Origin of the sequence: Segatella copri DSM 18205 (genome assembly GCF_025151535.1) — a bacterium.
Taxonomy (GTDB): domain Bacteria; phylum Bacteroidota; class Bacteroidia; order Bacteroidales; family Bacteroidaceae; genus Prevotella; species Prevotella copri.
Genome location: NZ_CP102288.1, coordinates 1,164,609 through 1,191,046 on the forward strand (window position 1 = coordinate 1,164,609; position 26,438 = coordinate 1,191,046).

28 protein-coding genes and 1 tRNA gene are annotated in these 26,438 nt (G+C 45.5%); 19 read left to right on the forward strand and 10 right to left on the reverse strand.

Annotated features, from left to right (window positions below; all coding sequences use genetic code 11):
- The first annotated feature begins 273 nt into the window (after positions 1–273).
- The 8 genes from NQ544_RS04760 (at position 274) to NQ544_RS04800 (ending at position 3,560) form a co-directional block, all read left to right on the forward strand.
- Positions 274–417, forward strand: coding sequence for a hypothetical protein (locus NQ544_RS04760; protein ID WP_006846504.1), 144 nt, complete (start codon positions 274–276; stop codon positions 415–417).
- Positions 392–598 carry a DUF1653 domain-containing protein gene (locus NQ544_RS04765; RefSeq protein ID WP_006846503.1) on the forward strand — a complete coding sequence of 69 codons (207 nt, stop codon included), beginning with the start codon at positions 392–394 and terminating at the stop codon, positions 596–598. The genes NQ544_RS04760 and NQ544_RS04765 overlap by 26 nt, the downstream gene beginning before the upstream one ends.
- 16 nt (positions 599–614) lie before the next feature.
- The gene (locus NQ544_RS04770) at positions 615–1,250 is read left to right on the forward strand and encodes an HAD-IA family hydrolase (protein ID WP_167529913.1); all 636 of its coding nucleotides are present in this window, start codon (positions 615–617) and stop codon (positions 1,248–1,250) included.
- A gap of 4 nt (positions 1,251–1,254) precedes the next feature.
- The gene (locus tag NQ544_RS04775; protein WP_006846501.1) at positions 1,255–1,632 is read left to right on the forward strand and encodes a YccF domain-containing protein; all 378 of its coding nucleotides are present in this window, start codon (positions 1,255–1,257) and stop codon (positions 1,630–1,632) included.
- A 32-nt stretch (positions 1,633–1,664) separates the two neighbouring features.
- Positions 1,665–1,898, forward strand: coding sequence for a hypothetical protein (locus NQ544_RS04780; RefSeq protein WP_040552720.1), 234 nt, complete (start codon positions 1,665–1,667; stop codon positions 1,896–1,898).
- Positions 1,899–1,910: 12 nt separating this feature from the next.
- Positions 1,911–2,579 carry an AlkZ-related protein gene (locus tag NQ544_RS04785; protein ID WP_006846499.1) on the forward strand — a complete coding sequence of 223 codons (669 nt, stop codon included), beginning with the start codon at positions 1,911–1,913 and terminating at the stop codon, positions 2,577–2,579.
- Between the two features lie 2 nt (positions 2,580–2,581).
- Positions 2,582–3,097, forward strand: coding sequence for a pyridoxamine 5'-phosphate oxidase family protein (locus NQ544_RS04790; RefSeq protein ID WP_006846498.1), 516 nt, complete (start codon positions 2,582–2,584; stop codon positions 3,095–3,097).
- 265 nt (positions 3,098–3,362) lie between these two features.
- The gene (locus tag NQ544_RS04800; protein WP_006846496.1) at positions 3,363–3,560 is read left to right on the forward strand and encodes a hypothetical protein; all 198 of its coding nucleotides are present in this window, start codon (positions 3,363–3,365) and stop codon (positions 3,558–3,560) included.
- 10 nt (positions 3,561–3,570) lie between these two features.
- Here NQ544_RS04800 and NQ544_RS04805 read toward each other — a convergent pair whose 3' ends face one another.
- From NQ544_RS04805 to NQ544_RS04830, 6 genes are all read right to left on the reverse strand, one after another.
- Entirely contained in the window at positions 3,571–3,915 is a 345-nt protein-coding gene (locus NQ544_RS04805) for a hypothetical protein (protein WP_006846495.1), read from the reverse strand.
- Positions 3,912–4,505, reverse strand: coding sequence for a metallophosphatase domain-containing protein (locus tag NQ544_RS04810; protein ID WP_006846494.1), 594 nt, complete (start codon positions 4,503–4,505; stop codon positions 3,912–3,914). Before NQ544_RS04810 ends, NQ544_RS04805 begins: the two co-directional genes overlap by 4 nt.
- Positions 4,502–5,155: a hypothetical protein gene (locus tag NQ544_RS04815; RefSeq protein ID WP_006846493.1), complete on the reverse strand. Its 654-nt coding sequence runs from the start codon at positions 5,153–5,155 to the stop codon at positions 4,502–4,504. Before NQ544_RS04815 ends, NQ544_RS04810 begins: the two co-directional genes overlap by 4 nt.
- Before the next feature lie 11 nt (positions 5,156–5,166).
- Positions 5,167–6,438 carry an MBL fold metallo-hydrolase gene (locus tag NQ544_RS04820; RefSeq protein WP_153134088.1) on the reverse strand — a complete coding sequence of 424 codons (1,272 nt, stop codon included), beginning with the start codon at positions 6,436–6,438 and terminating at the stop codon, positions 5,167–5,169.
- A gap of 92 nt (positions 6,439–6,530) precedes the next feature.
- The gene (locus NQ544_RS04825) at positions 6,531–6,923 is read right to left on the reverse strand and encodes a hypothetical protein (RefSeq protein WP_006846491.1); all 393 of its coding nucleotides are present in this window, start codon (positions 6,921–6,923) and stop codon (positions 6,531–6,533) included.
- A gap of 5 nt (positions 6,924–6,928) precedes the next feature.
- Positions 6,929–7,429, reverse strand: a complete 501-nt coding sequence (locus tag NQ544_RS04830; RefSeq protein WP_006846490.1) for a hypothetical protein — start codon at positions 7,427–7,429, stop codon at positions 6,929–6,931.
- 562 nt (positions 7,430–7,991) lie between these two features.
- On the opposite strand from NQ544_RS04830, the gene NQ544_RS04835 reads away from it, so the two are divergent.
- From NQ544_RS04835 to NQ544_RS04850, 4 genes are all read left to right on the forward strand, one after another.
- Positions 7,992–8,507 carry a GNAT family N-acetyltransferase gene (locus NQ544_RS04835; RefSeq protein ID WP_006846488.1) on the forward strand — a complete coding sequence of 172 codons (516 nt, stop codon included), beginning with the start codon at positions 7,992–7,994 and terminating at the stop codon, positions 8,505–8,507.
- 160 nt (positions 8,508–8,667) lie between these two features.
- A complete protein-coding gene (locus NQ544_RS04840) occupies positions 8,668–9,558 on the forward strand; it encodes a helix-turn-helix domain-containing protein (protein ID WP_050758572.1) in 891 nt (296 codons plus the stop codon).
- A gap of 101 nt (positions 9,559–9,659) precedes the next feature.
- On the forward strand, positions 9,660–10,418 hold the full coding sequence (locus NQ544_RS04845; protein WP_006846486.1) for a carboxymuconolactone decarboxylase family protein: 759 nt from the start codon (positions 9,660–9,662) through the stop codon (positions 10,416–10,418).
- A 136-nt stretch (positions 10,419–10,554) separates the two neighbouring features.
- Positions 10,555–11,073: a hypothetical protein gene (locus tag NQ544_RS04850; RefSeq protein WP_006846485.1), complete on the forward strand. Its 519-nt coding sequence runs from the start codon at positions 10,555–10,557 to the stop codon at positions 11,071–11,073.
- Positions 11,074–11,395: 322 nt separating this feature from the next.
- On the opposite strand, the gene NQ544_RS04855 is transcribed toward NQ544_RS04850, so the two are convergent.
- A tRNA-Arg gene (locus tag NQ544_RS04855) sits at positions 11,396–11,470 on the reverse strand.
- A gap of 241 nt (positions 11,471–11,711) precedes the next feature.
- On the opposite strand from NQ544_RS04855, the gene NQ544_RS04860 reads away from it, so the two are divergent.
- The 5 genes from NQ544_RS04860 to NQ544_RS04880 all read left to right on the forward strand — a co-directional run bounded on the left by NQ544_RS04860 (position 11,712) and on the right by NQ544_RS04880 (position 19,299).
- Positions 11,712–14,945 carry a S41 family peptidase gene (locus tag NQ544_RS04860; protein ID WP_006846483.1) on the forward strand — a complete coding sequence of 1,078 codons (3,234 nt, stop codon included), beginning with the start codon at positions 11,712–11,714 and terminating at the stop codon, positions 14,943–14,945.
- Between the two features lie 311 nt (positions 14,946–15,256).
- The gene (gene ftsY / locus NQ544_RS04865) at positions 15,257–16,210 is read left to right on the forward strand and encodes a signal recognition particle-docking protein FtsY (protein WP_006846481.1); all 954 of its coding nucleotides are present in this window, start codon (positions 15,257–15,259) and stop codon (positions 16,208–16,210) included.
- Between the two features lie 3 nt (positions 16,211–16,213).
- Positions 16,214–17,515, forward strand: coding sequence for a 30S ribosomal protein S12 methylthiotransferase RimO (gene rimO, locus NQ544_RS04870; RefSeq protein WP_006846480.1), 1,302 nt, complete (start codon positions 16,214–16,216; stop codon positions 17,513–17,515).
- A 57-nt stretch (positions 17,516–17,572) separates the two neighbouring features.
- Positions 17,573–17,863, forward strand: coding sequence for an HU family DNA-binding protein (locus NQ544_RS04875; RefSeq protein ID WP_006846479.1), 291 nt, complete (start codon positions 17,573–17,575; stop codon positions 17,861–17,863).
- Positions 17,860–19,299: an HU family DNA-binding protein gene (locus NQ544_RS04880; protein WP_006846478.1), complete on the forward strand. Its 1,440-nt coding sequence runs from the start codon at positions 17,860–17,862 to the stop codon at positions 19,297–19,299. The genes NQ544_RS04875 and NQ544_RS04880 overlap by 4 nt, the downstream gene beginning before the upstream one ends.
- A gap of 78 nt (positions 19,300–19,377) precedes the next feature.
- Here the strand turns inward: NQ544_RS04880 and NQ544_RS04885 are convergent, their stop codons facing one another.
- The 3 genes from NQ544_RS04885 to radA all read right to left on the reverse strand — a co-directional run bounded on the left by NQ544_RS04885 (position 19,378) and on the right by radA (position 22,754).
- Positions 19,378–20,502, reverse strand: coding sequence for a TlpA disulfide reductase family protein (locus tag NQ544_RS04885; protein ID WP_006846477.1), 1,125 nt, complete (start codon positions 20,500–20,502; stop codon positions 19,378–19,380).
- Positions 20,503–20,577: 75 nt separating this feature from the next.
- Positions 20,578–21,231 carry a 7-cyano-7-deazaguanine synthase QueC gene (gene queC / locus NQ544_RS04890; RefSeq protein WP_006846476.1) on the reverse strand — a complete coding sequence of 218 codons (654 nt, stop codon included), beginning with the start codon at positions 21,229–21,231 and terminating at the stop codon, positions 20,578–20,580.
- Positions 21,232–21,269: 38 nt separating this feature from the next.
- Positions 21,270–22,754 carry a DNA repair protein RadA gene (radA, locus tag NQ544_RS04895; protein ID WP_006846475.1) on the reverse strand — a complete coding sequence of 495 codons (1,485 nt, stop codon included), beginning with the start codon at positions 22,752–22,754 and terminating at the stop codon, positions 21,270–21,272.
- A 323-nt stretch (positions 22,755–23,077) separates the two neighbouring features.
- Here radA and NQ544_RS04900 point away from each other — a divergent pair, with 323 nt between their 5' ends.
- Both NQ544_RS04900 and NQ544_RS04905 read left to right on the forward strand, forming a co-directional pair.
- Positions 23,078–24,325: a phosphoglycerate kinase gene (locus NQ544_RS04900; RefSeq protein WP_006846474.1), complete on the forward strand. Its 1,248-nt coding sequence runs from the start codon at positions 23,078–23,080 to the stop codon at positions 24,323–24,325.
- A 239-nt stretch (positions 24,326–24,564) separates the two neighbouring features.
- Positions 24,565–26,259, forward strand: coding sequence for a putative transporter (locus tag NQ544_RS04905; protein ID WP_006846472.1), 1,695 nt, complete (start codon positions 24,565–24,567; stop codon positions 26,257–26,259).
- The last annotated feature ends 179 nt before the right edge of the window (positions 26,260–26,438 follow it).

The following is a 26,438-nucleotide window of genomic DNA, read 5'->3' on the forward strand; positions in this document are numbered from 1 at the left end:
AATTGAAACTTTAGGAGTCAACCATATTTACAAAAAGACACTACAATCAGACTTTATGTTATTTTATGTTTCATACTCTTTACAGTATGATTATTGAAGATGCGCTCCTAATTTATAAATTAGGTTAAATCAAGTCTGCTGACCCAACAAAACCAAGCAGTATGAATCCATTTCTGAATATAATTCGTATCTTTGCAGAAGAATCGTGCCTGAGCAGGTGTTATCCTGCCGTAAATGGCGCATAACTATCAAGTTATCAGTCAATAAAACATTTTGATCAAGCTGCAGGAGAAGATGATTGTGTCTCTGCCTCCTGTTTCTGCCAGCAAGATGCAGAAGCTCGACAGAGAGAAAACTGTAGTGAACCTCTATGTTGCCGGACATCCGATAGATGAAATCTGGATTCCAGCACTTTAAGGGCGGCAAATACAAATTCATCCATTCTGCCTTCGACTCCGAGACTCAGGAGCGCATGGTGGTTTATCAGGCTCTCTATGGAGACCAAGCCTATTGGGTAAGACCGGAAGATATGTTCTTCGGGAAAGTAACAAGGGAAGGCAGAACTTTTAATCGTTTCACGGAAATAGATAAATTCTAACAACAGGAAAATGAGCATGAAACAGATAGAAACACTCGTTTTTGATTATGGAGGTGTCATCGTGAATATTGATGATGTCTCTGTTGTGAAAGCCATGGAGAGCCTGGGCGTTACGGCGTTCAAGCGGCTAATCCATGTCCGCAAAATCAAGAGACTGATGCACCAATATATCAATGGTCTGGTAGCAGAAGCAGAAACATTGAAAGAGATGCTGAGCCTTTGCCGCAAAGGAACCACAACCGGGGATATTGAGAAAGTCCTGGAAGAGTTGTGTGGCAATCTGCCCGTGGAAAGACTGGAGGCATTGGTCAAGCTTCGGAAGCGATACAAGGTCTATCTGCTCAGCAACATCAACGATACGCTTTGGCAGAAATCGGTCAGTCAGATGAATCAGCTGGGATATTCCACAGAGGAGATGTTTGATGAAGTCTTCCTCTCATACGCCATGCGGAAAGAGAAGCCATCCGTCGAAATCTACGAAGAGATGACGCAGAAGACAGGATTGAATCCTGCCACCACTCTCTATTTCGATGACCGTGCAGAGAATGCCGAGGCTGGCAGAAATTTCGGCTTTCAGAGCGTACTGGTAAAGACCAATCATCTGGAAGAGCATCAGGAATGGCAAGAAATTATCAAGAATATAAAAGAATAATCTTATGCGCATAATAGGAAACTTACTTTGGTGGCTCTTCGGAGGTCTCGAAGCTGCCATCGGTTATTTCACCGGAAGTCTGGCTCTTGCATGTACTATCATCGGCATTCCGTTTGCAATACAGACATTCAAGATTGGTCTGCTCTGCCTATGGCCTTTTGGCTCTACAGTAAGAGAATCGAATAGTCCAACAGGTTGCATTCGCATCCCGTTGAATTTACTCTGGCTGATTTTCGGGGGATTGTGGGCTTGCCTCATGCATCTGTTCTTCGGCTTTCTCTTATGTATAACGATCATCGGCATTCCTTGGGGAAAACAGCATTTCAAGATGGCCGGACTTTCGCTCGCACCATTCGGCAAGGATGTGGAGTTGGGATTTTAAAGTGATAAGAAGAAGTTGAAGGAAATATGGCAATAACTATTGATACAACAAACCTCTGCTCACATCTTCAAAAGAAGTTGTTTGAACCTGAGGGAGTATATTATCCTATCTGGCAAGCCATGCAGAATGATGAGGAGTTGACAGCCGTAGTTCGCTCACGACAGCTTCATATTTATCGTAATGGCAAGAAGATTCTCATTCTCGCTGGCAAGGCTCAGCCGAAGATTATCAGAGAGGATAAACTGAATGAATTGATAATAAGATAAAGAACGAAGCTTATGAATTTTCCAGAAATATATTCAGCAACAGGCATGATAGAACTGATCCAGAAGATCGGCTTCCTCCCTCTCCTTGATAGTGGCATTGAAGGATTCTCAGCCGAAGACATCGTGGCGGAAGACTGCGGTTACGTAAGACTTCCTGAAGGCGGTTGGGACTGGCCGCTATGGAAATGGAAGGGCGCAATCATTCAGGAAATGCCATGTATGTACGGAAAGTTCTTTAACAAGAAAGCAGGATTCATCAGCCAGGAATGGTGGCCGGACTTCTGTAACTACAGAAGAAGCAAATACTCTCGCCCTGATGATGAATCAATAGAAGGAGCCATTCTCAGCACGCTTCAATCTACCGGTAGTCTCATCACAAGAGAACTTCGGGCAGCCTGCGGTTTCACCGGCAAGGGAATGAGAAGCAAGTTTGACGGTTATCTCACCCGACTGGAAATGGCGACTTACATCGTGACCGAGGATTTCGTCTACCCTCGTGACAAGCACAATCATGAATATGGCTGGGGATGGTCGCTGCTCAATACTCCTGAAGATCTCTATGGCAGGGAGGTTTGCCAATGCAATCGCACTCCCCTGGAATCTTACCAGAGGATTTTCGAGCATCTGAAAGAAATCCTGCCTGATGCTTCGGATAAACAGATCATTAAATTAATTGGATAAAAATGAGAAAGGAATCAAGAGCAATGGATAGTGGGTGGGCATTGGAAGTAATGCACAAGGCTCCGTATATAACTGTCAGTTTTATTGACGAAGAAGGCAAGCCTTATGGTTTACCCCTGTCACTCGCATCAGATGATGATGTGAATTGGTATTTTCATGGTGCCTTGGAGGGCAAGAAGTTGGAGGCAATCAAGACTCATCCTGAGGTTTGCCTTTCAGCCGTAACCCGTTGTGCGCCTACGGTTGGTCCGAAGGACGGCAGTTTCACCCTGCAATTCAAATCAGCCATTGCATTCGGCAAGGCAGAAATCGTGACAGATGAAGCAGAGAAGATTCATGGGCTCCGACTAGTTTGTGAACGGTTTCTTCCTCACCACATGGATGCTTTCGACCAGAGCATCGCCCGTTCCCTATCACGCACGGCTGTAGTTCGCATCACGCTTACTGAGCCACCAACCGGCAAGCGCAAGCAGTATGATAAGGAGGGCGTGGAAATGAAATATGGCAGAATGGAATAACGAACATTAAAACATATAGATTATGAAGAAGATAAAGTTAAGCAATGGCGTGGAAATGCCGCAACTGGGTTATGGTGTTTATCAGGTGGAACCTGATCCAACCCTACCCTCACCCAGATAGGCGAGAAATACGGCAAGACTGCTGCACAGGTAGCCTTGCACTGGCTGTTGCAGAGCGATGTAATCATCATCCCGAAGACTGTTCATAAGGAACGAATGCAGGAGAATCTGAACATTTGCATAAAAATCATTAGAATGGAGAATTATGGAAGAAAAATTATCGACTATATATTTGGTTGGCGGTCAAACAGCTCTGCAGTATCTTATGAACGTGAGCAAAAAATACAGGCAAATAGCGACCGAAGCGATATTCGAGTGTTTGAGACTGGGATATCCCCTCAACGACATGGAAATATCAGGCAAAGCTCGCGAACTGCTGAGGAAGAGGAATGTAATTGGTTAAAACGATTTTTTCAAATTTTCTTCAAACTGAAGCAAAGGGTGTCCGTACCAATCTCTTGGTACCAATGCTGGAGCAAAGCTACACGATTTAATTTTATCCAAGCAATCACACTCTCTGCATCTTCATCAGAAAGCAACTTTGCATTAGGTTTTCTCATCGGATTATCCTCTATCGTAAAATATTCAAATTGCTTTCGGTTAACCATTACACCCAGAAAGGGCGTGAAAGTCATAGTTGTTTCAAAAGGAATATAAACTCTGATCTTATGACTAAGCCCAGTGCTTTCTTGCCAGAAACATGAAATGTCAAAAAAGGGAGGGTAAAAGTAAGGCTTGTCATTTCTTGGAATAATCATAAATTGATCATATTTGGTTGATTACAAAACTCATAATTCTCAGTAACAATCGAGGCATTGGAAAACAACACAGTGCTGCATTCGCTCATCCCATAGGCATTATGAATGTGCCCGAAGAGATGAGCCTCCGGCTTGATGCGTTTAACTGCATCTAGCAATGTTCTGCTGCCATAATGTAAACCTGCACTTTCATCCATAATGAGATAGGGTGGCTGATGAGTGATAAGCACGTCGATATTGGAAGGAATGTTCTCCAACATTTTGGTATAGTTACCACTTATATCATCTTCCACGAACATCGGGATGCCGAAGAACTTTATGCCTTCTATCGTTACACCGTTACCATAAAGATAATGGCAGTTTTCGGGCAAGCCATTGATATCGGCTCCGAAAAGACAGTCGTCATGGTTTCCTGCAATGAAAACTTTGTGTTTGTATGGCAAGGCACAGAACCATTCCATAAAGTCGATAACTTCGGCTTCTGTTCCTGCCATCGTGAAGTCACCGGAATGGACTATCACGTCAGCTGCAGGAAGATCCTGCAGCTGACGATGATGGCTGTGAGTGTCGGAAATATGAAGTATCTTCATTTATTTTCGGAAGAGGAAATTCCATCTATTATTTTCTTAGAGATGTCTTCTCCTTTTTCTAAGTCAAAACAATAAAACTCTGTTTCAGCGCCTTTTGACTCAATTTTTTTATGGATATTTGTGATAGTTCCATTGTCATGGCTTTTTACTATCATGATAAAGAAGGTTAGGCAAGTAGGCTCATTACTCAACTTGCAGAAGTCTTTGGCGAAGGCAGACTCTTCTGGGTTTAGAGCCTTGAATTCGATAAGAGCAATTCTGTCGAATTTATCATTGTGGATACTGAGGTCTATCATGGCTGACTGTCCCGTTTTTTCTTTTCCATCAGCTTTGTATGGGACAACTTTTATATGCTCTTTACTAAAAACATATTTTTCTTCAGTTGGGGTTTCCACAGAATAATATGCATTCCACTGATTAGCTTCACAATACTTGTTGAATTGCTCAACAAATATAAATCTCAACTCTTGCTCGCTGATGCGAGTTTCACTATCACGATATTGCTCACTGTATTTGGGGAAGATAATTCTTGATTGCGATTTACAAAAATCTTTATGATTTCCATCCCCTTCTCTTTGCGTATGATACACTTTTTGGATAACATCAAAAGTGTCTTTAATAATTTCTTCTATACGTTCTTTGTCTGTCATAATTATGAAGTTTATAATTCAGCCCCTGCCTCCTTGTGGATGCAGATGACCTCCTTGGGTTTAACAATATCAATAACTTTCTTGATGCACTCTCTCGAAGCATGTCCTGAGGTATGAATATCCACCACATTGGGAAACGCCTCTCGAAAGTCTCTGTAAGCAGGATTTTGCTTTACTTGCAATGGGTCTTTGTAATAACCATCCCAAGCAGAATAGATGAGAAGAACCTCTGACGAAGATAATCCTTGACACATTTTCTTCACAAAATCCAAATGGCTAGCCCCTGTTACCAAGACAAAGCCTTTCTTTTGCATCTCCCCGAGTTTAGGATCATCCTCCCCCACATACTTAAAGTGAAAAGCAAACAAGCCCTTTGAAGATTTTGCTTCTCGATGTGTAAAGATTCGCATCGCTCTGCCCATCATTCCACCAGTGTAGTATAGTCCCTTACGAGCTTTGAGAGCTGCCGTTTTCACACTAGCCAATCTCTCGATATCCGTGGCAGAAACCAAGACTATCACATACTTGAAAGCACTCATCACACAAGCCATACGTCTAGACACCTCACTTTCTTGAATACAAAGGTCTCCACGCTTCAGTGTGGTTCCTTCTGTGATAAGCAAGTCTATATTAGAAGCATATCTATGAAGCGTAGGATATAATCCTTTGCCAAGATAGGCATGGTCACGATAATCACCAGTATGCCAAATGCGTTTTCCGTCAGCTTCGATAAGAAACATATAGGAGTCATAGATGCTATGGCTATTAAAAAAAGGAGTGATACGGATATCCCCTATCATAAAAGATTTTGGCCGAGTATGCGGTGCCGTACGCTCCCATACATGAAAATCTTTTATCTTACTTATTTTCTGCTCATCATCTATCAATATCTTACTTTTTTCTTCCGAATCTTTCCATTCTTGCTCATGAGCTATTTTCAACAGGTCATACTTCGCAAGCATTAGTTCTTGACCTCCCACTCCTAAATATTGAGGCACATCGCAAGGAATTAGGTCAAACAAGCCGACATGATCTTCATGGGCATGAGTATATACCACCGCTTGGTGCTGCTTAACATTTTGCGCAAAGATGTCACGCACCAAAGCTTTATCTTGCTCAGGTGTAGTAGGAACAGTACAACCAGGCAAGTTCTGACCGAAATCCACAAAGACCCGAGAAGTCTTCGTGGATATTTCAGTAATACATCCACCTATTTGGTCTATTCCACGATGAATAGTAACTACAACATCGTTATCTTTTAGATATGTTTGAAATCTTGCCATCGTCATTCAATTTTATTGTTTTATTAGAAAAACGTATACTTATTAGAAATATTGTCTTAAATCCATCTTTTTTATTTGATATTTATGTATATTCATTGGGATACAACTTCAACTAAGGTTACTAATCTCACAGAATCCTCATGCCAAGAGCCTATTCCCCACGTTACAGTTTCAAAGGACTCACTTACCAGATGCAAACTTTCCATATCTGTCATTTGCAATTCATGGCCAGTTGGCTGGAAGACAAGAAAGAGTACACGAGCTATCTTACGCCCCCCACACAAGGATTCAAGCTTATCTTGCGTTATTTTGCAAACCAATTTATATGGCTTATTCCATAAATCAAACTCCTCACAATCAAAGGCTACAAGTTTGCCTTTTGTAAGAAAGAAGGACTCAAAGTCATCATTATCAATGCTTACCACCATACGGGTCTGATAAAACTCCCTCACCAGACCCTTTATTATTTCAATATTGCTTATCATTGATTTCACTTCAATACTCTTCGTATAATGACTCTCGTATTCTCCAATTTCAGCATCGGCTGAGACATATAGGTGGTAAACTCACAGCCGTGCTCCTTCATCCAGTTCACTACCTCATTTCTAATCTCGTTGTCATAGCAGATGGTGAGACCTAAAGGAAGAGTTACTTGAAAATCTTTTGGTTCGATTTCCTTGCCTGTCACCATTGGGTTGCTAGGTTCAAGCCCAAGGCAGTATGCCACATAGCTGCCTGCCAATATTCCCTTGGAAGGCTCAGCACTGTATCCTAACTGCTCTTTTACTTTATCCATTACATCTCTCAATGTCATTAGGTCCTTAGCAATACCCAAGTTTGCAAATACCAGCAACTCCTCTTTTATTCGGGTTTCGATTTCAGGTGTCAGGGAATCGAATTTCTGCTTTGCACCAAACATAGTTTGGAATGTCAACGACTCGTTGAGTGTTCTCTGTTGCAGTTGCACCTTGCGTTTCTGTTCTTTGTTCATTGTTCATTATGTATTTTAAGTTCTACAATATCATAAGAAGCATCTTTTTCATGTGCTCCTTATATTTCTATAATACGATAATCCCAATGTAATAATTTTCGAAAAGTCTCTATTTCTGCACACTTTTGCAAGAAATGAGCAAGAATTTCACAAAGTTTAACTATAATGATTAGGGGCGTTTTTCCGGTCATTAAGGATTTCCGTTTATTCAAGATGTCCCCAAGTTGTCCCTCAATGCCTCTCTAGCTTATAAATAAGGTTAAATCAAGTTCGCCCTGCAAACAAAATCCATCCATATAATCACTTTTCTGAATATTTTTTGTATTTTTGCAGCATCGAGGCATGGATGAGAATGAAAGTCTGGCACCATAAGACAATGCACAAGAAATTCAAATTAAAGAACGAAGCATATGAGTAATACAATGAATGGGATTTATTAGAAGGGCATTAAGCAACGGATAGGAAGATTCTTTGAGAAGGTGCACGAATGTATACTTATCTTTACCGATTGGCTGGGGTAAGCATACATAATAAATAGACAGCAAAACATTGATATAAACTGATGGAAACAGAAAGAATTTTACTTCGCTATTGGGAGGAATCTGATGCAGAGGCACTCTTCAAGTACGCCTCCGACCCTGACGTTGGACCTCGTGCAGGATGGCCGACGCATAAGTCTGTTGAGGAAAGTCGGGAGATAATCCGGACATTCTTCCATAATGAAACGACATGGGCGATTGTGTTGAAAGAGACTGGCGAGGCTATCGGCTGCATCGGCTACTACACCCATGAAACCAGCAACATCCCTATCGGAGAAAACGACTGTGAGGTGGGTTACTGGGTAGGAAAGCCTTATTGGAACAAGGGAATCTGCACCGAAGCCTTGAAGCTGATGCTTGACTACTGCATCCAAGTAAAGCATTTCGAAAACATCTGGGCAGACCATTTCATAGGCAATCCTGCATCAGGAAGAGTCATGGAGAAATGCGGTTTTGCCGATACAGGTATGTTGAATAAATGTAGCCAGCTCGTAGATGGCGACAAGGATATGGTTAAAGTATTTAAGTACAAAGGATAAAAATCTCCGATAAAGGTAATAACTTCCGAAAACCAGGTATAAGCTCTTTTGGAGAATGTGCGTATCTTTGCAGAAGATAAACTGCACTCGGCAATTTGAAAGCAAGCTTTCATTGCGCTCATTTGCATTATCTTTGCAAAAATTTAAAATGAATAGGATTATGAAGGAATTATTCTTTAATACAATACAGGAGTTCAACGACTACATTGGGGTGAAAACGCTTCATCCTCTGGTAAGCATTGCACGTGTAGAGAACACCTCTCCTATACAGGAGGCTGTGCACCATTACGGACTTTACGCCCTCTTCCTGAAGGAAAACAAGGGCTGCAAATTGTCATACGGCAGAACAGAATATGATTTTGACGAGATGACCGTAACCTCGTTTGCTCCAGGACAGTCGATTAAGGTTGAACCCATTCCTGGAGTACCGCTTGCCAAATATACGGTATTGGCTTTCCATCCCGAGTTGCTCAATCGCACCCAGCTTGGCAAGAACATCTCCCGCTATGAGTTCTTCGACTATACAAGCAACGAAGCTCTACATCTATCCGCTGCCGAGGTAAACATCTTCCGTGATGTGCTCTCAATGATTAAGCAGGAACTCGAGCATCCTATAGATAGACATTCGCGTGAACTCATCGTTTCAAACATCGAGTTGCTGCTGAACTACTGCCTGCGCTTCTACGACCGACAGTTTATCACACGCGAGGAGATAAATCATTCGGTGGTAAAGAAGTTCATCTCTCTGCTCGATGAATACATTGCCCGGAAAGCGGAGCATGAAGGGCTGCCTACCGTAGCCTACTTTGCCGACAAATGCTGCTATTCTACCAAATATTTCGGTGAATTAGTCAAGACAGAGACTGGCAAAACCGCAAAGAGTCTGATCAACGACCGACTGCTTTCTGCAGCCCGTCAACTACTTGTAGATGAAACCTTAACCATTATGCAAGTCAGCCAGCGCCTCGGCTTTGAATATTCTCAGCACTTCGTCCGCTTTTTCAAGGCACAGACGGGAAAGACTCCAAGCGAGTACCGCAAAACTGCTTAAATATAATGAAGCATATATAGAATAACTGATATTTTTTACATCGAAGATGTTTTCTGGAGAAGAATTTGAAAATATGGAGAAGATTAAAAAAAAATGATACAATGAAGAAAATAGTACAGACAGCAGGGCGCACCCAGTTGGGTGAGTTTACCCCAGAGTTCGCTCACCTCAACGACGACATCCTCTTTGGAGAAGTATGGAGCCGCAATGACCTGCTTTCATTGCGCGACCGCAGTTTGGTAACAATCACTTCGCTCATCAGCCAAGGAATCACCGACAGCTCGCTGAAATATCACTTGCAGTCGGCAAAGAATAACGGAATTACCCGCACTGAAGCGGCAGAGATTATTACTCACATCGCCTTCTACGCAGGTTGGCCAAAGGCCTGGGCTGCCTTCAATCTGGCAAAGGAGGTATGGAACGAGGACGTGAAAGGCGAAGACGCCAAGGCTGCTTTCCAGCGCGAGATGATATTCCCTGTTGGCGAACCCAACATAGCTTACGCCAAATACTTCAAAGGCAACAGTTATCTGGCACAAATATCTGACAGTCAGATACCTTTCTTCAACGTTACCTTTGAGCCTGGTTGCCGTAACAACTGGCATACGCACCACGCCACAAAGGGCGGCGGACAAATGCTGGTAGGTGTAGCCGGACGTGGCTGGTATCAGGAGGAAGGAAAGCCTGCGCAGGAAATCCTCCCCGGCACAGTCATCCATATTCCTGCCAACGTGAAGCATTGGCATGGTGCCGCAAAAGACAGCTGGTTTGCCCACCTCGCCTTTGAAATACCTGGCGAGAACACATCCAACGAGTGGCAGGAGGCTGTGAGCGATGAGGAATATAACAAGATAAAATAACAACCATAATATTTTACAATTATGAAGAAGGTAAAGTTAAACAATGGCGTGGAAATGCCATAACTTGGATACATAGCGGAGAAACAACCAAGCAGTTTATGGAGTGGAGAACTGTGGTGAAACCTACAGAATAATTATGACACAAGATACTTCTACATATTACGTTTGGATAGGCGGCTCATGTGATTATGGGCATAAAGAGCGAGCTGGTGGTGCTGCCGTTGTAATTGAGCATAACGGCAATCTCATCAGTCGTGATGTAATCAGCGACCTGCACACCACAGAGTTCCGCATGATGCTTACCCTCATGGTGAAGGTAATGCAGGAAATACCGGAAGGTTCCGACATTCTCTTCCTGACCAACGCTGCCTATATTCAGAACTTTGACAAAGCTCCAACGGCTAAATCAGCAAACAGAACGAGCAGCGAGAACAAAGATGCAAGCTCGCTTGCAGTCTCTGCCGAGTCGCGAGGGAGGAAGGCGAGAGCCAATCCGGACTTGATTGTTCAATGCATCAAGGAAAAGAAAAGGCACAACTCAGTCGGAGTCAAAATCGTGCAATATCACAAGAGTCCACTGCTGATCGAAACCCACGATAGGGCTACGGAAGCTATGGCTAAGACAAGGAAGGAGTTTCATCAGAAAAACAAATAAATGTTTAGGGCCGTTTTCCGGTCATTAAGGTCACGGTCATTTCCGGTCATTAAGGATTTCAACTTCTCTATTGTGGTAACACATTAGCGCTTTTTGATAACACATTTGTAACACACATGGATGATTTCCCAATACGTCAAATTCATAACATATTGATTAACAGCTATTTACGAAAAGAGTTCATAAAAGAGGAATAAGTGATAAAATATATTTAAAAACAAAAAAAAGAACAACAGAGATAAGTACCTATAAATAAGTAACTTACTACTATTGTTCTCTCACGCTATTTTTGTACAAATAAGTTTCATTTTGACTATTATAGTGATTCCGTTGGGGTTCGAACCCAAGACCCACAGCTTAGAAGGCTGTTGCTCTAATCCAACTGAGCTACGGAACCTACACTTTTCAAATCGCAAACCAGCTAACCAATAACGCAATCAGCCACTTTTCTTATTTGCGGCTGCAAAGGTACATATATTTTTTGAATACACCAAACTTTTTCTCACTTTTTTCTTTTTTTATGCTTAAATATCGCAAAAAATAACTACCTTTGCATCCGTTAGGAGCAAGAAACTGTATTCTGGCCCCGAAAGAGAAGAGATTTTTATAACGCATATTCAAACATAAAACATACGCAAATGAAAAAGTTAATCTTTTCAGTAGCCCTGCTCTCGGCAGCACTCTCTGCCAGCGCAGAAGAACATCCGCTCTGGATGCGCTACCCAGCCATCTCGCCCGATGGCACTACCATCGCCTTCGCTTATAAAGGCGACCTCTACAGTGTTTCTGTCAACGGCGGTGAAGCACGACAGCTCACAACCCATGCAGCCTTCGATTCGCATCCTGTATGGAGCCCTGACAGCAAGAAAATTGCCTTCCAGTCTAACCGCGAAGGAAGTCTTGACATCTTTGTAATCGATGCAAAAGGCGGTGCTCCTACCCGACTCACCACCAACAGCGGCAGCGAAACACCTATCGCCTTTGCAGACAACGACCATGTGCTCTACTCAGCCAGTCTGCAGCCTACAGCCCAGAGCATCATCTTCGGCGACAACACATTCCCACAAGTATATAAGGTAAGCACCAAGGGCGGAAGACCGGAACTCTTCTCTACCCTCACCATGGAGAATATCAGCATCGCCAAGAACGGCGACATTCTCTACCACGACAAAAAGGGATACGAAGACCCTTGGCGCAAACACCAGAAATCACCTATCGCACGCGACATCTGGCTGAAGAGTAACGGAAAGTTTGCCAAGCAGACTACCTTTGCCGGCGAAGACCGCTCGCCAGTATGGACATCAGACGAGAAATCATTCTTCTATCTGAGCGAGCAGGACGGCACATTCAATATCTACCGCCGCAGCCTCAACAGTTCAAGCGACAAGCAGATAACACACCACAAAGGCAATCCGGTAAGATTCCTCACTGCATCCAGCACCGACCTGCTCTGCTACGGATATGATGGCGAAATCTACACCGTGAAAGAAGGTGGAGAGCCTCAGAAGGTGAACATCTCCATTACAACGGATAATGACGCTCCAAGCCTCGTACGTCAGATTAAAAGCTGGGGAGCTACAGAGATTTCCGTTTCGCCAGACGCCAAGGAAGTGGCTTTCGTGATGCATGGCGACGTATACGTAACTTCTGTAGAATACACCACTACCAAGCGCATTACCGACACACCGCAGCAGGAGCGCGACCTGAGTTTCTCGCCAGACGGCAGAGCCCTGGTCTATGCAGCCGAGCGCAACGGCGTATGGCAGATTTACCAGTCTAAAATCAAGAACGAGAAAGAGAAGAACTTCACCTACGCTACCGACATCGAGGAAGAGCAGCTGGTGAAAACAGGCATTACATCGCAGTATCCTCAATACTCTCCTGACGGCAAGGAAGTAGCTTTCTTCGAAGACCGCGCTGCACTCCGCATCGTCAATCTGAAATCGAAGGAAATCCGCACCGTGCTCGATGGCAAATACGTCTACTCTTACAGCGATGGAGACATCGGTTTCGAATGGTCGCCAGACAGCAAATGGCTTCTTTCTACTTATATCGGCAACGGCGGCTGGAACAACCAGGATATTGCGCTGGTAAAGGCTGACGGCAAAGAGGTTCACAACCTGACCAATTCCGGCTACAGCGACAGCAACGGCAAATGGGTGCTCGACGGCAAGGCAATGCTCTTCCAGAGCGACAGAGCCGGCTACCGCAGTCATGGAAGCTGGGGAGCAGAAGACGATGCCTACATCATGTTCTTCGACCTGGACGCCTACAACCGCTTCAACATGAGCAAGGAAGAGATAGAACTGGCTGACGTCAACAAGGACGAAAAGGAGAAGAAGGAAGACGAGAAGAAGGAAGAGGCTAAAAAGAAGGCTGACGAAAAGCAGAAGAAGACCGGAAAGATAGAGGTGGAAAAAGTGAAGCCACTGGAGCTGGACATCGAAAACTGCCGCGACAGAATCGTACGCCTCACCGCAAACTCTTCGCACATGGGCGATGCTGTGCTCTCTAAAGACGGCGACAAGCTCTACTACCAGGCAGCCTTCGAGGATGATTACGACCTCTGGCAGCACGACCTGAAGGACGGCTCTACCAAGCTCGTGATGAAGGGCGTAGGCCAGGGCAACCTGCAGACCGACAAGGATGTGAAGAACCTTTTTATCTGCAACGGAAGCAGCATCAAGAAGGTGGATCTGAGCGGATTCAGCACCAAGAACATCAGCTTTGAGGCTAACTTCAACTATAAGCCAGCCGAGGAGCGCCAGTATCTCTTCGACCACATATGGCGACAGGTGAAAGACAAGTTCTACGACCCTAAGATTCATGGTGTTGACTGGGAAGGTTACCGCAAGACCTATGAGAAGTTCCTGCCTTACATCAACAACAATTTCGACTTCCAGGAGATGTTGAGCGAAATGCTTGGCGAGCTGAACGCCTCGCATACAGGAGCCCGCTACTACGCTTCGAACAGCGCGCTTACCACCGCCAATCTGGGAGTATTCTTCGACCCTCAGTATCAGGGCGACGGCCTGAAGATTCAGGAGATTATCAAGCGCGGTCCTTTCGATGTGAAGAATACGGGCGTTACAGCCGGCTGCATCATTGAGAGCATCGACGGCGAGGAGATTAAAGCCGGAATGGACTACTTCCCATTGCTCGACGGAAAGGTTGGCAAGAATGTACGACTCGGCATCAGAAACGCCAAGGGCAAGAAGATGGAGGTTACAGTGAAGGCTATCTCTCAGGGCAAACTCAACAACCTGCTCTACAAGCGATGGGTAGACCGCAACCGCGCTTTCGTTGACAGCATTTCAGGCGGACGCATCGCTTATGTTCACGTTAAGGCGATGAATTCGGAGAGTTTCCGCACCGTTTACAGCGAATTGCTGAGCGACAAGAACCGAAACAGAGACGCTGTAATCGTAGACGAACGCCATAATGGCGGTGGCTGGTTGCACGATGATCTCTGCACCCTGCTCAACGGCAAGCAGTATCAGGAGTTTGTACCTCACGGCAAGGTAGTTGGCCGCGATCCGTTCAACAAATGGGTGAAGCCATCTTGTGTCATGATCTGCGAGAACGATTACAGCAACGGTCACGGTTTCCCATGGGTTTACAAGGAACTCGGAATCGGCAAGCTGATCGGTGCTCCTGTAGCAGGAACCATGACAGCCGTATGGTGGGAAACGCTGATGGACAACACGCTGGTATTCGGTATTCCTCAGGTAGGCTGCCGCGACATGCGTGGCGTGTTCGGCGAGAACACCCAGCTGAACCCAGACATCGAGGTTTACAACAGTCCGGAAGATTTCATCAATGGCCATGATACCCAGCTCGAAAGAGCCGTAAAGGAAATGATGAAGAAATAAACAGAACGCCCTGCAGGGGTCCAGAAGCAGAATCGCTTCTGCCCTTTGCAGGGCGAATTGTTTTTTGTAGCAGACAACATTATTTATTAAACCTTAATTAACCCACATTATCGGCGAAAACCCTTCTGTCATGACATAAAACCCTCTAAATCTTTACTTTTTTTCTTGAAAAGGGCGAAAAAGCAAATGAAAAAGCCATAAAATAAAAAAAAATGAGTATCTTTGCAGAAGATAAACTGCACTCAGCAATTTGAAAGCAAGCTTTCATTGCGCTCATTTGCGTTATCTTTGCAAAAAATATAAACAAGATTATGGGATTATTCGGATTATTCAGCAACAAAAAGAAGGAAACTCTCGATAAGGGACTTGAAAAAACCAAGGAGAGTGTGTTCGGCAAACTGGCGCGCGCCGTTGCCGGAAAGTCTACCGTCGATGATGATGTGCTCGACGATCTCGAAGAGGTACTCATCACTTCAGACGTAGGTGTAGAAACCACGGTCAAGATTATCCGCCGCATCGAAGAACGTGTGGCCCGCGATAAATATGTTTCAACCAGCGAGCTCAACCGCATTCTGCGCGAGGAAATCGCCATTCTCCTCTCCGAGAATCACAGCGATGACCTGGCAGACTGGGAACTTCCTGCCGACCATAAGCCTTACGTTATCCTCGTAGTAGGCGTAAACGGCGTGGGCAAGACAACCACCATCGGCAAGCTGGCTTACCAGTTTAAGAAGGCTGGCAAGAAGGTTGTTCTGGGAGCTGCCGACACCTTCCGTGCCGCTGCCGTAGAGCAGATTTGCATCTGGGGCGAGCGCGTGGGTGTGCCTGTAGTGAAACAGCAGATGGGAAGCGACCCGGCAAGCGTGGCGTTCGACACCCTGCAGAGCGCCAAGGCAAACGGCGCCGACGTGGTGCTCATCGATACGGCAGGCCGACTGCACAACAAGGTGAACCTGATGAATGAGCTCAAGAAAATAAAGGAAGTGATGAAGAAGGTAATGCCTGAAGCACCAGACGAGGTAATGCTCGTGCTCGACGGAAGTACCGGACAGAATGCATTCGAGCAGGCTAAACAGTTCTCTGCCGTTACCAACATCTCCTCGCTCGCCATCACCAAGCTCGACGGAACCGCTAAGGGCGGTGTTGTCATCGGCATCAGCGACCAGCTCAAGGTGCCTGTAAAATACATCGGACTGGGCGAAGGTATGGAAGATCTGCAGCTTTTCAACAAGACAGAATTCGTAGACTCGCTCTTTAAAAATTAGAAAATGAAGAAAAATCAGATAGATATTATTACCCTGGGCTGCTCGAAGAATCTCGTAGACAGCGAGTTGCTGATGAAGCAGTTTGAGGCAAACGGCTACCATTGCGTTCACGATTCCAAGCGCCCTCAGGGCGAGATAGCCGTCATCAATACGTGCGGATTCATCGAGGATGCAAAGCAGGAAAGCATCGACACCATCCTGGAGTTTATCCAGGCTAAGGAAGAAGGCCGACTCAGAAAGCTCTACGTAATGGGCTGCCTCTCGCAGCGCTACCAGAAGGAACTGGAAGAAGAAATGCCCGAAGTGGATAAGTTCTACGGCAAATTCAACTACAAGCAGCTTCTGCAGGAACTCGGCAAGGCGGAAGTTTCATCCTGCAACGGCCAGCGTCATCTCACCACTCCGCGCCATTATGCCTACATCAAGATAGCTGAGGGCTGCAACCGCCACTGTGCCTACTGCGCCATTCCTATCATCACCGGCAAGCACGTTTCCCGTCCGAAGGAAGAGATTCTGCAGGAGGTGCGCGAACTGGTGGCAGAAGGCGTGAAGGAGTTTCAGATTATCGCTCAGGAACTCACCTACTATGGTGTAGATATTGACGGCAAGCATCATATTACCGAACTCATCAGCGAGATGGCTGATATTCCGGGCGTGAAATGGATTCGCCTGCATTACGCTTATCCAAACCAGTTCCCAATGGATCTTCTGGACGTGATGCGCGAGAAGCCAAACGTATGCAAATATCTCGACATTGCCCTCCAGCACATCAGCGACCACATGCTCACCAGCATGCATCGCCACGTAACGAAGCAGGAAACCATCAATCTGCTGAAGGCCATCCGCGAACGCGTGCCAGGCATTCACATCCGCACTACGCTGATGGTTGGTTTCCCAGGCGAGACAGATGAGGATTTCCACGAACTCCTCGACTTTGTACGCGAACAGAGATTTGAGCGCATGGGCGCCTTTGCCTACTCTGAGGAAGAAGGAACCTACAGCGCCACCCACTACGAAGACAACGTGCCTGCCGAGGTAAAACAGCGCCGACTGGACGAACTGATGATTCTGCAGCAAGACATCAGCTCTGAGATTGAGGCTGATAAGGTGGGCAAAAACATGACCGTTATCATCGACCGCAAGGAAGGCGATTACTACATCGGACGAACAGAGTTCTGCTCTCCGGAAGTAGACCCTGAGGTTCTGATCCGTGCCGACGAGAAGCGTCTGCGTGTGGGTTGTTTCTATCAGGTAGAAATTACTGCAAGCGAGGAATTTGACCTCTATGGCAAGGTGGTGAAATAATCATTCTCTCCCCCATGGCCTGGAGTTTTAGTAATTTTGACTACATATTAAATAAATATGAACAATAAGGAATACATCGCTGAACTGGCTCAGCAAACCGGCTATTCGCAGGAAGACACCCAGAAGTTGGTGCGCAAGGCGATAGACGCTATGATTGCCGAGTTTGAGGATGGAGAAGCTGTCTCTATCCCCAATTTTGGCACCTTCGAAGTGAAGAAGCGCATGGAGCGAGTGGTGGTTAATCCTACTACCAAGAAGCGCCAGCTGGTGCCGCCTAAGTTGGTGTTGGGTTTCCGACCGGTTGCTTCGGTCAAGGAAAAACTAAAGAATGGAGGGGATGAGCAATGAGCAAATTCAGTTTAAATACACTCGGAAAACTGCTTGCTGATAAGAGCGGTCTGAGCCAGGTGGAAGCAGAACTCTTCATCCGGAAGATGTTTGATGTGTGCAACCAGGGACTCGATGCCGACAAGCAGGTGAAGATAAAATGGCTGGGTACCTTTAAGGTACAGGCCACGAAAGACCGTGAAAGCATCAATGTGAACACGGGCGAGCGCTTCACCATTGAAGGCAGAGACAAACTCACCTTCACGCCTGACAACATCCTGAAAGAAATCGTGAACAAGCCATTCGCCCAATTTGAAACGGTGGTGGTAAATGACGGCGTAGATTTCGATGAAATAGATGAGAAGTTTGGAGAAGAACAGACAGAAGATGCACCTGCACAAGTAATCGATTTTCTGGACGAAGAAAAAACTGCAACTCCAAATCCGGAGGTTGTCGTAATCGGATCTGAAAAGGAAAAGGAAAAAGAAGACGAAGACGAACTGGCAAAGCAAATTGCTATTGAACAAGCTAAACTGGAAAGATTAAAACAAGCCCAACTGGAGCAGGAAAGAATACAAAAAGAAAAGCAAGAGCAGGAAAGGCTGGAGCAGGAAAGGCTGGAACAGGAAAGACTGGAGCAAGAAAGGCTTGAGCAGGAAAGACTGGAACAAGAAAGACTTGAGCAAGAAAGACTGGAGCAGGAAAGACTGGAGCAAGAGAAGCTTGAATTAGCCCAGCAACAGCAAGCCCTGAAAGCAGTTGTTGAACCAGCAGTACCTGCATCAGATGAATCTGAAGAAGAAGAGGAGGAAGAAGAATCTTCCAATTCTCATCATATTGTTATTCCTCGCTATCTGGTCGTAGCAGTCTGTCTCATCGTAGTAGCTTTGATTGGCGGAATGGGATGGTTTGCCTTCAACTATGGTCAGATGACTGCCCAGCGCGATCATCTAGCCATGCAGCTAAACCAGTATCATCAGGCTCCAGCCAAGAAAGTCCCAGCCAAACCAGCTGCCGCCCCACTCTCTCAGGAACAGAAACTCCGCCAGAAAGCGATGGAAGACAGCATCCGTATGGCTAAAACTGCAGAAGCAGTAAAACTGGCTGAAAATTCGGATGAGGAAAGTGCTAGCGCTGAAAAAGCTAAGCAGACTGAAGCAAAAGCTAAGGCAGAAGCAAAAGAAAAGGCTAAAGATAAAGCCGAAGAAAAGGCTACTTCGAAAATAGCATCATCCCAGTATGATAAGGATGCTCGCGTACGCACGGGAGCTTACCGAATCATAGGAGTTGCCCAGACCGTTACGGTTGGCGCCGGTCAGACCCTCGAACAGATCAGCACCCGCTATTTAGGTTCCGGCATGGAATGCTACGTAGAAGCCCTGAATGGTACAAGCACCGTAAAGGCCGGACAGAAAATCAAGATTCCGAAACTGGAATTGAAGAAGAAAAAGAAATAAAAAATACAAAACAAAAAATCGCCCTGTAAGAGCAAATATAATTTTGCACTTACAGGGCGACATTGTTTTATGTTAACATTACTTGCCCAACACTTCATCAAGCAATGTGTAGAAAGCAGGATCCTCACCAACGATGGTCTTGATTATCTTACCGTTAGCATCAATCACAATCTTTGTAGGGAAGCCCTGAACAGCGTAGTCGATGAGAACCTTGCTGTCCTTCGGATTGTAAACATGAATCCATGGCAACTGGTGCTTCTCAACAGCAGCCTTCCACTTAGCCTCTGTATCATTACAATCTACACCTAGAATTTCAAACTTACCCTTGTACTTCTCGTAATACTCCTTCATCTTAGGCATTCCCTTGATGCACCATCCGCACCATGAACCCCAGAAGTCGAGAACTACAATCTTGCCGCGAAGGCTGGAAAGCTTGAAATCATTTCCCTTAATATCCTTCAGCGTGAAGTCAGGAGCCTCAACACCGGCAGCCTGCACCTTCTTAGCCTTCTCCTCAGCCTCAGCACGCTTCTTAGCCATATCAATCATTGGCTGGTAGAAAGCCTTCATTCTGCCGTTCTTCACATTTTCAGAGAGCAAGCCCAGCAGTTTCTCCATCTTGCTGACATCATCAAACTGCTCTATGATAGTAGCACAAGCCTCATAATCAGGATGCTGTTTTACGAAATCGAATATCTTATCGTCCTTTGCCTTTTGCAGGGCAGGAGCCTTCTGCTCATACTCTGCCATGATGGTCTGCTGGGTCTCACCATTCTTGATTCTCTGGTTCAGGGAAGCTTCGTAATCTCTCAACTCCTTATTAGCATTCTCCAGCAGAACATCTACTTCATGATACTGCTGATAGAACTTAGAACCCAAAATATCAAAGCGGGTCTTTGCATCGCCCTTAACTTCAGCCTTCTCGCCAGGAACACAAGGCAGGTTGAACATAAACTGACCTGCACCACGATAAGCTTCAGGTGAGAGGAAAACGTATCCTGCTGCCTTATCAAGGTTTGCAGAATAGGTAAACTTGCCATTCTTCACCAAAACCGTATCCATCTTAACATTTCTGCCCTTGTAAACAAGTACAGAATCGGAATTGAAATTCTTCAAATCCACCTTCAACTGGAAGTTGCTCTTCTGAGCCATTGCAACAGTTGATGCAAGCATCAACGCTGCAGATAAAAACGCTGTTTTCATTTTCTTTTATTATATTTATTCTGATTACACCTTATTATATATAGGGAACGAAGAACGCCTGATTCGTCGTCATCCTTATTCTTCATACTCAGTAGTATCTTCAATACCCGCCTCGGCCAAAGCCTCCTTGCGCTCAACGCAGGTTCCGCATTTGCCACAATGCTTCTCACCGCCCTTATAGCAGCTCCAGGTTTCAGCATAGTCAATGCCCAACTTCTTACCTATCTCAGCAATCTGCCCTTTGGTAATATTCGTATAAGGAGCCACCACGCGCACATCAACAAACGTACCTGCTTCAGCAGCCTCATCTATCGCCTTGATAAACTCCGGACGGCAGTCTGGGTAAATCGTATGATCGCCACCATGGTTAGCAATGAAAACTTTCTTCAGATTATTACTCTCAGCAATGCCGATGGCAATGCTCAGCATGATTCCATTACGGAAAGGAACCACCGTACTCTTCATATTATCATCAGCATAATGCCCCTCAGGAATCGCATCGGCACCTTCAAGAAGAGAGCTCTTGAAATACTGATGCATGAAACCCAAATCTATCGTAATATGCTTGATTCCCAAACGCTCACAATGCATCTTGGCGAAAGGAATTTCACGCTCGTTATGATTACTTCCATAGTTAAAACTAATGCCGAGTGCAATCTCGTCTTTCTTATCGTAGAGCAACGTGATGCTATCCATGCCACCGCTCACAATGATTACTGAATCCTTCATTTTACTTTGATTTTTGAACTGTATGATTACTTTTTACTTCACCCGAACAGGCAGCGGAATGCTTCTTCCACCTTCCTTACGGGATGAATTTCTATCTTATATTTCTTATGGTCGAAACCATGATTGTTGTACTTCGGGATGATGATGTGCTGGAATCCCAGTTTTTCAGCCTCAGCAATACGCTGCTCGATGCGGCTCACCGGACGGACTTCACCGCTCAGACCTACCTCGCCTGCCATACACCAACCTTGCTCGATAGGCGTGTCAACATTGCTGCTCAATACGGCTGCCAACACACTCAAGTCCATGGCAGGATCGGTTACTCTCAATCCTCCGGCAATATTCAGGAACACGTCCTTCTGCATCAGCTTGAACCCCACACGTTTCTCTAGAACCGCCAGGAGCATGTTCAAACGGCGCTGGTCAAAACCAGTTGCCGAACGCTGCGGAGTTCCATAGGCTGCTGTTGAAACCAAAGCCTGCGTTTCCACCAGGAACGGGCGTACACCCTCAATGGCAGCACTGATGGCAACACCCGAAAGCCCGTCATGATCTTCAGTAAGCAGCAACTCCGAAGGATTGCTCACCTGTCGGAGTCCGCCTTGCATCATCTCGTAGATTCCCAACTCAGAAGTACTTCCGAATCGGTTTTTGATGCTTCTCAAGATGCGGTACATGTAATGCTGGTCGCCCTCAAACTGAATCACCGTATCTACGATGTGCTCCAGAATCTTTGGTCCGGCAAGCGTTCCCTCCTTATTAATATGTCCTATCAGAATAACCGGAATGCCACTCGTCTTGGCAAATCGGAGCAGGGAGGCTGCACACTCGCGAACTTGGGAAACAGAACCCGGCGAACTGTCTACTTCTTCCGCAGCAATGGTTTGGATAGAATCTATAACTATCAGCTGTGGAGCCACTTCCTGAATATGACTGAAGATTTTCTCCAACTGCGTTTCACAGAGAACCGTAATATGATCAAAGGCTCCTTCTGATGAAAGAGAAGCCGTTTTCAGAGTGTCTGCAGAAGAACCCTCTCTGAGCATCGCCTGTCCTTTAGCCAACCGGTCAGCACGGAGTTTAATCTGATGAGCACTTTCCTCTCCGCTCACATACAGGATGCGGCGGTCAGTCATGTTCAGAATAGTCTGCAAGGTGAGCGTACTCTTACCGATTCCCGGTTCACCGCCCAGGAGCGTAATGCTGCCAGGAACCATTCCGCCACCCAGCACACGGTTCAGCTCCTCGTCCCTCATATCGATGCGCGGTTCATCAATCGCAGAAATATCGCGAAGTTTCATCGGCGCAGCGTCGTGCTCGCTGTGCTGCCCGCCAAACATCGTGGCAGCTCCACCATGACGCATGGTCATTACGGCATTCTTCGCAGCCTGCGATCCGGAATCAGCAGCAATACGAATTTCCTTAAATGTATTCCATTGTCCGCAGCTAGGACATTTGCCCATCCATTTGGCACTTTCCTGTCCGCAATTGCTGCACACAAAAGCAATCTTATCTTTCGCCATTTTATCTCATTTATATGTAATAACGTTTTAACTGCGCACAAAGGTACTATTTATTATCGAAAAATCCAAAAAAAAAGTAATTTGTTAAGAATATATTTCATTTCTCTCCATTTTGTTTAACAAATCAGGCAGAAGGAAGCGCAAAACACGAATTTTGCAAACCCGATATAGCAAACAGACGATTTCATCTACTAAAAATCATAAAAACCGCTACTATATTTTGCTGAATCAAATATAATTTGTATCTTTGCCTTCGGTTTTTGAAACCAGCAGAAAGGTTTAGAACAATAAATTAGTACATAAACTAAATAAAATTTGGTAAAATGAAAATTGAAGATTTTAACTTTGCCGGTCACAAGGCAATCGTGCGCGTTGACTTCAACGTGCCATTGGATGAAAATGGTAATGTAACAGACGACACTCGTATCCGCGGTGCCCTTCCTACATTGAAGAAGGTACTTGCAGACGGCGGCGCGCTCATCATGATGAGCCACATGGGTAAGCCAAAGGGCAAGGTTAAACCAGAGCTTTCTCTCTCTCAGATTGTTAAGAACGTATCAGACGCTCTCGGCGTAGACGTTAAGTTCGCTAAGGACTGCGGTAACGCTGATGCTGAGGCAGCTGCCTTGAGGCCAGGTGAGGCTCTCTTGCTCGAGAACCTCCGCTTCTATCCAGAAGAGGAAGGCAAGCCAGTTGGCGTTGAGAAGGGTACTCCAGAATTCGATGCTGCTAAGGCTGAGATGAAGGAGCGTCAGAAGAAGTTCGCTGCTAAGTTGGCTTCTTACGCTGACGTATATGTAATGGACGCATTCGGTACAGCTCACCGCAAGCACGCTTCTACAGCTGTCATCGCTGATTCTTTCGACAAGGATCACAAGATGCTCGGCTTCTTGATGGAGAAGGAAGTTAAGGCTGTTGACGCAGTTCTTGGCAACATCAAGCGCCCATTCACAGCTATCATGGGTGGTTCTAAGGTTTCTACTAAGATTGGTATCATCGAGAACCTGTTGACTAAGGTTGACAACCTGATTCTCTGCGGTGGTATGACTTATACATTCTCTAAGGCTCTCGGCGGCAAGATCGGTATGTCTATCTGCGAGGATGACAAGCTCGACGTTGCTCTCGACGTAATCAAGAAGGCTAAGGAGAACGGTGTAAACCTCGTACTCGGCACAGACTCTATCTGCGGTGACGACTTCAAGAACGACTGCAATACTCAGGTTTGCCCATCTAACAACATCCCTGAGGGTTGGGAGGGTATGGACGCAGGTCCTGAGACTCGCAAGGCTTTCGCAGCTGCCATCAAGGGTGCCAAGACTATCCTTTGGAACGGTCCTGCAGGTGTATTCGAGTTCGACAACTTCGCTGGTGGTTCTAAGGCTATTGCTGACGCAATCGCAGAGGCTACTAAGGAAGGTGCATTCTCACTCATCGGTGGTGGTGACTCTGTAGCTTGTATCAACAAGTTCGGTTTGGCTGATCAGGTATCTTACATCTCTACAGGTGGTGGTGCTCTCCTCGAGGCTATCGAGGGTAAGGTATTGCCAGGTGTAGCAGCTATCGAGAAGTAATCTTATGTTTAAAAGAAAGCCATTTGAAAAAGGGCTTGATTTTTTACAAGAAAAAATAGGTTGGAGGGCATCCTATGCGATGTCCTCCAATTTTCAGTTTTAATTGAATCCCTAATAATCTACAGATTCTCTCTATAAACAGAACTGTATCTTTCATTTAAAACAAGCAACAGAAAACATAATTCTAAAATAATTTGGTAAACTACAGGAATATAATTTTCTGATTTTAAAACGAACACATGGATTGGATTGTTAATCTCTTCGCCAATACCGAGTCGGTGGCTCACATCGCCCTACTCTACGCTATCGTGATAGCTATTGGTGTTTACCTCGGAAAGATAAAGATTGGCGGCATTTCATTAGGTGTCACCTTCGTTCTCTTCGCAGGTATTTTGGCTGGCCACGTTGGCTTCACCGGCCCAAAGGAAATTCTCACTTTCGTGCAAGACTTCGGCCTGATCCTCTTCGTCTTCATGATTGGTCTCCAGGTAGGACCTGGCTTCTTCGAGAGTTTCAAGAAAGGTGGTGTTACGCTCAACATGCTTTCGGCTAGCGCTATTTTACTCAACATCCTCGTGATGTTTGGTTGCTATTATCTCTTCTTTGATACGAGCAACCCTAACAACCTGCCTATGATGGTAGGTACTCTCTATGGTGCGGTTACCAATACTCCGGGTCTTGGTGCTGCCAACGAGGCTTTGCTTAGCGTCTTCCCTAATGGGGCTCCAAGTATTGCCAACGGTTATGCTTGTGCTTATCCTCTTGGTGTAGTGGGCATTATTGGTGCTACTATCCTTATCAAGTACATCTGTAAGATTAATACTGCTGATGAGGAAGAACAGCTTAACGAAGAAGATGCTGCCAACCCACACGCTAAGGCCCATAACATGCACTTGCGCGTGGAAAATGCTTATATTACAGGCAGAACGCTGAGAGAAGTTTCTGAGTTCTTGAACCGTGACATTGTATGTTCACGACTGCTCCACAATGGCGAGGTGAGCATTCCTAACAGCAAGACTAAGTTTGAGGTTGGAGACGAATTGCTCGTTGTATGTGCAGAGGCTGATGCTGAAGCCATCAAGGCTTTTATCGGACCAGAGATTGAAGCTGAATGGGACCGCGAGAAGGATGAAGTACAGCATTTTGTTTCTCGCCGTATCATCGTTACCCGTCCGGAAATGAACGGTAAGACCTTGGGTAAGATGCACTTCTCCAGCGTATACGGCGTTAACGTAACCCGTATTTCCCGTCAGGGAATGGACATTTTTGCAGGCAGAAACCACCACTTCCACGTAGGTGATAAGATTCTGGTTGTAGGCCCTGAAGAGAATGTGAACCGTGTGGCTGAAATCATGGGTAACTCTGTAAAGCGCCTCGATGCGCCTAACATTGCCACTATCTTCGTAGGCATTATGGTAGGTATTATCTTCGGTTCTCTCCCATTTGCCATTCCGGGAATGCCGGTGCCTTTGAAGTTGGGTATTGCCGGAGGTCCGCTTATCATCGCCATCCTCATCGGCCGTTTCGGCTATCGCATGAAGCTGGTAACTTATACGACGACTTCGGCTAATATGATGCTGCGAGAAATAGGACTTGTACTCTTCCTGGCGAGTGTGGGAATCAAGGCTGGTGCCGGATTCTGGGACACAGTAGTACAGGGTGACGGTTTGAAATATGTGGGATGTGGTTTCCTCATCACCGTTATTCCTATCCTCATCATCGGTACGATTGCCCGCCTGAAGTTTAAATTCAACTACTTCACCATCATGGGTATGCTCGCCGGTACTTACACAGACCCTCCTGCATTGGCTTATGCAAATGCTTCTTGCTCAAAGGAGGCTCCAGCTGTAGGATACTCTACGGTTTATCCATTGAGCATGTTCCTCCGTATCTTTACAGCCCAGATAGTGGTGCTGTTCTTCTGCGGAGCGTAAGACTTACAAATGTTAACAAAACAACTGAAAATAGTTATAAATTATAAACGAGGTGCACAAAGACAAAAATTTGTGCACCTTTTTTGTTGTCTTTTCAGAAATTCTTCGTACCTTTGAGCACAAGAAACAAACCTAATGAATCTTCTAGGAACAGCTATCGTTCCTATATGATGCAGATT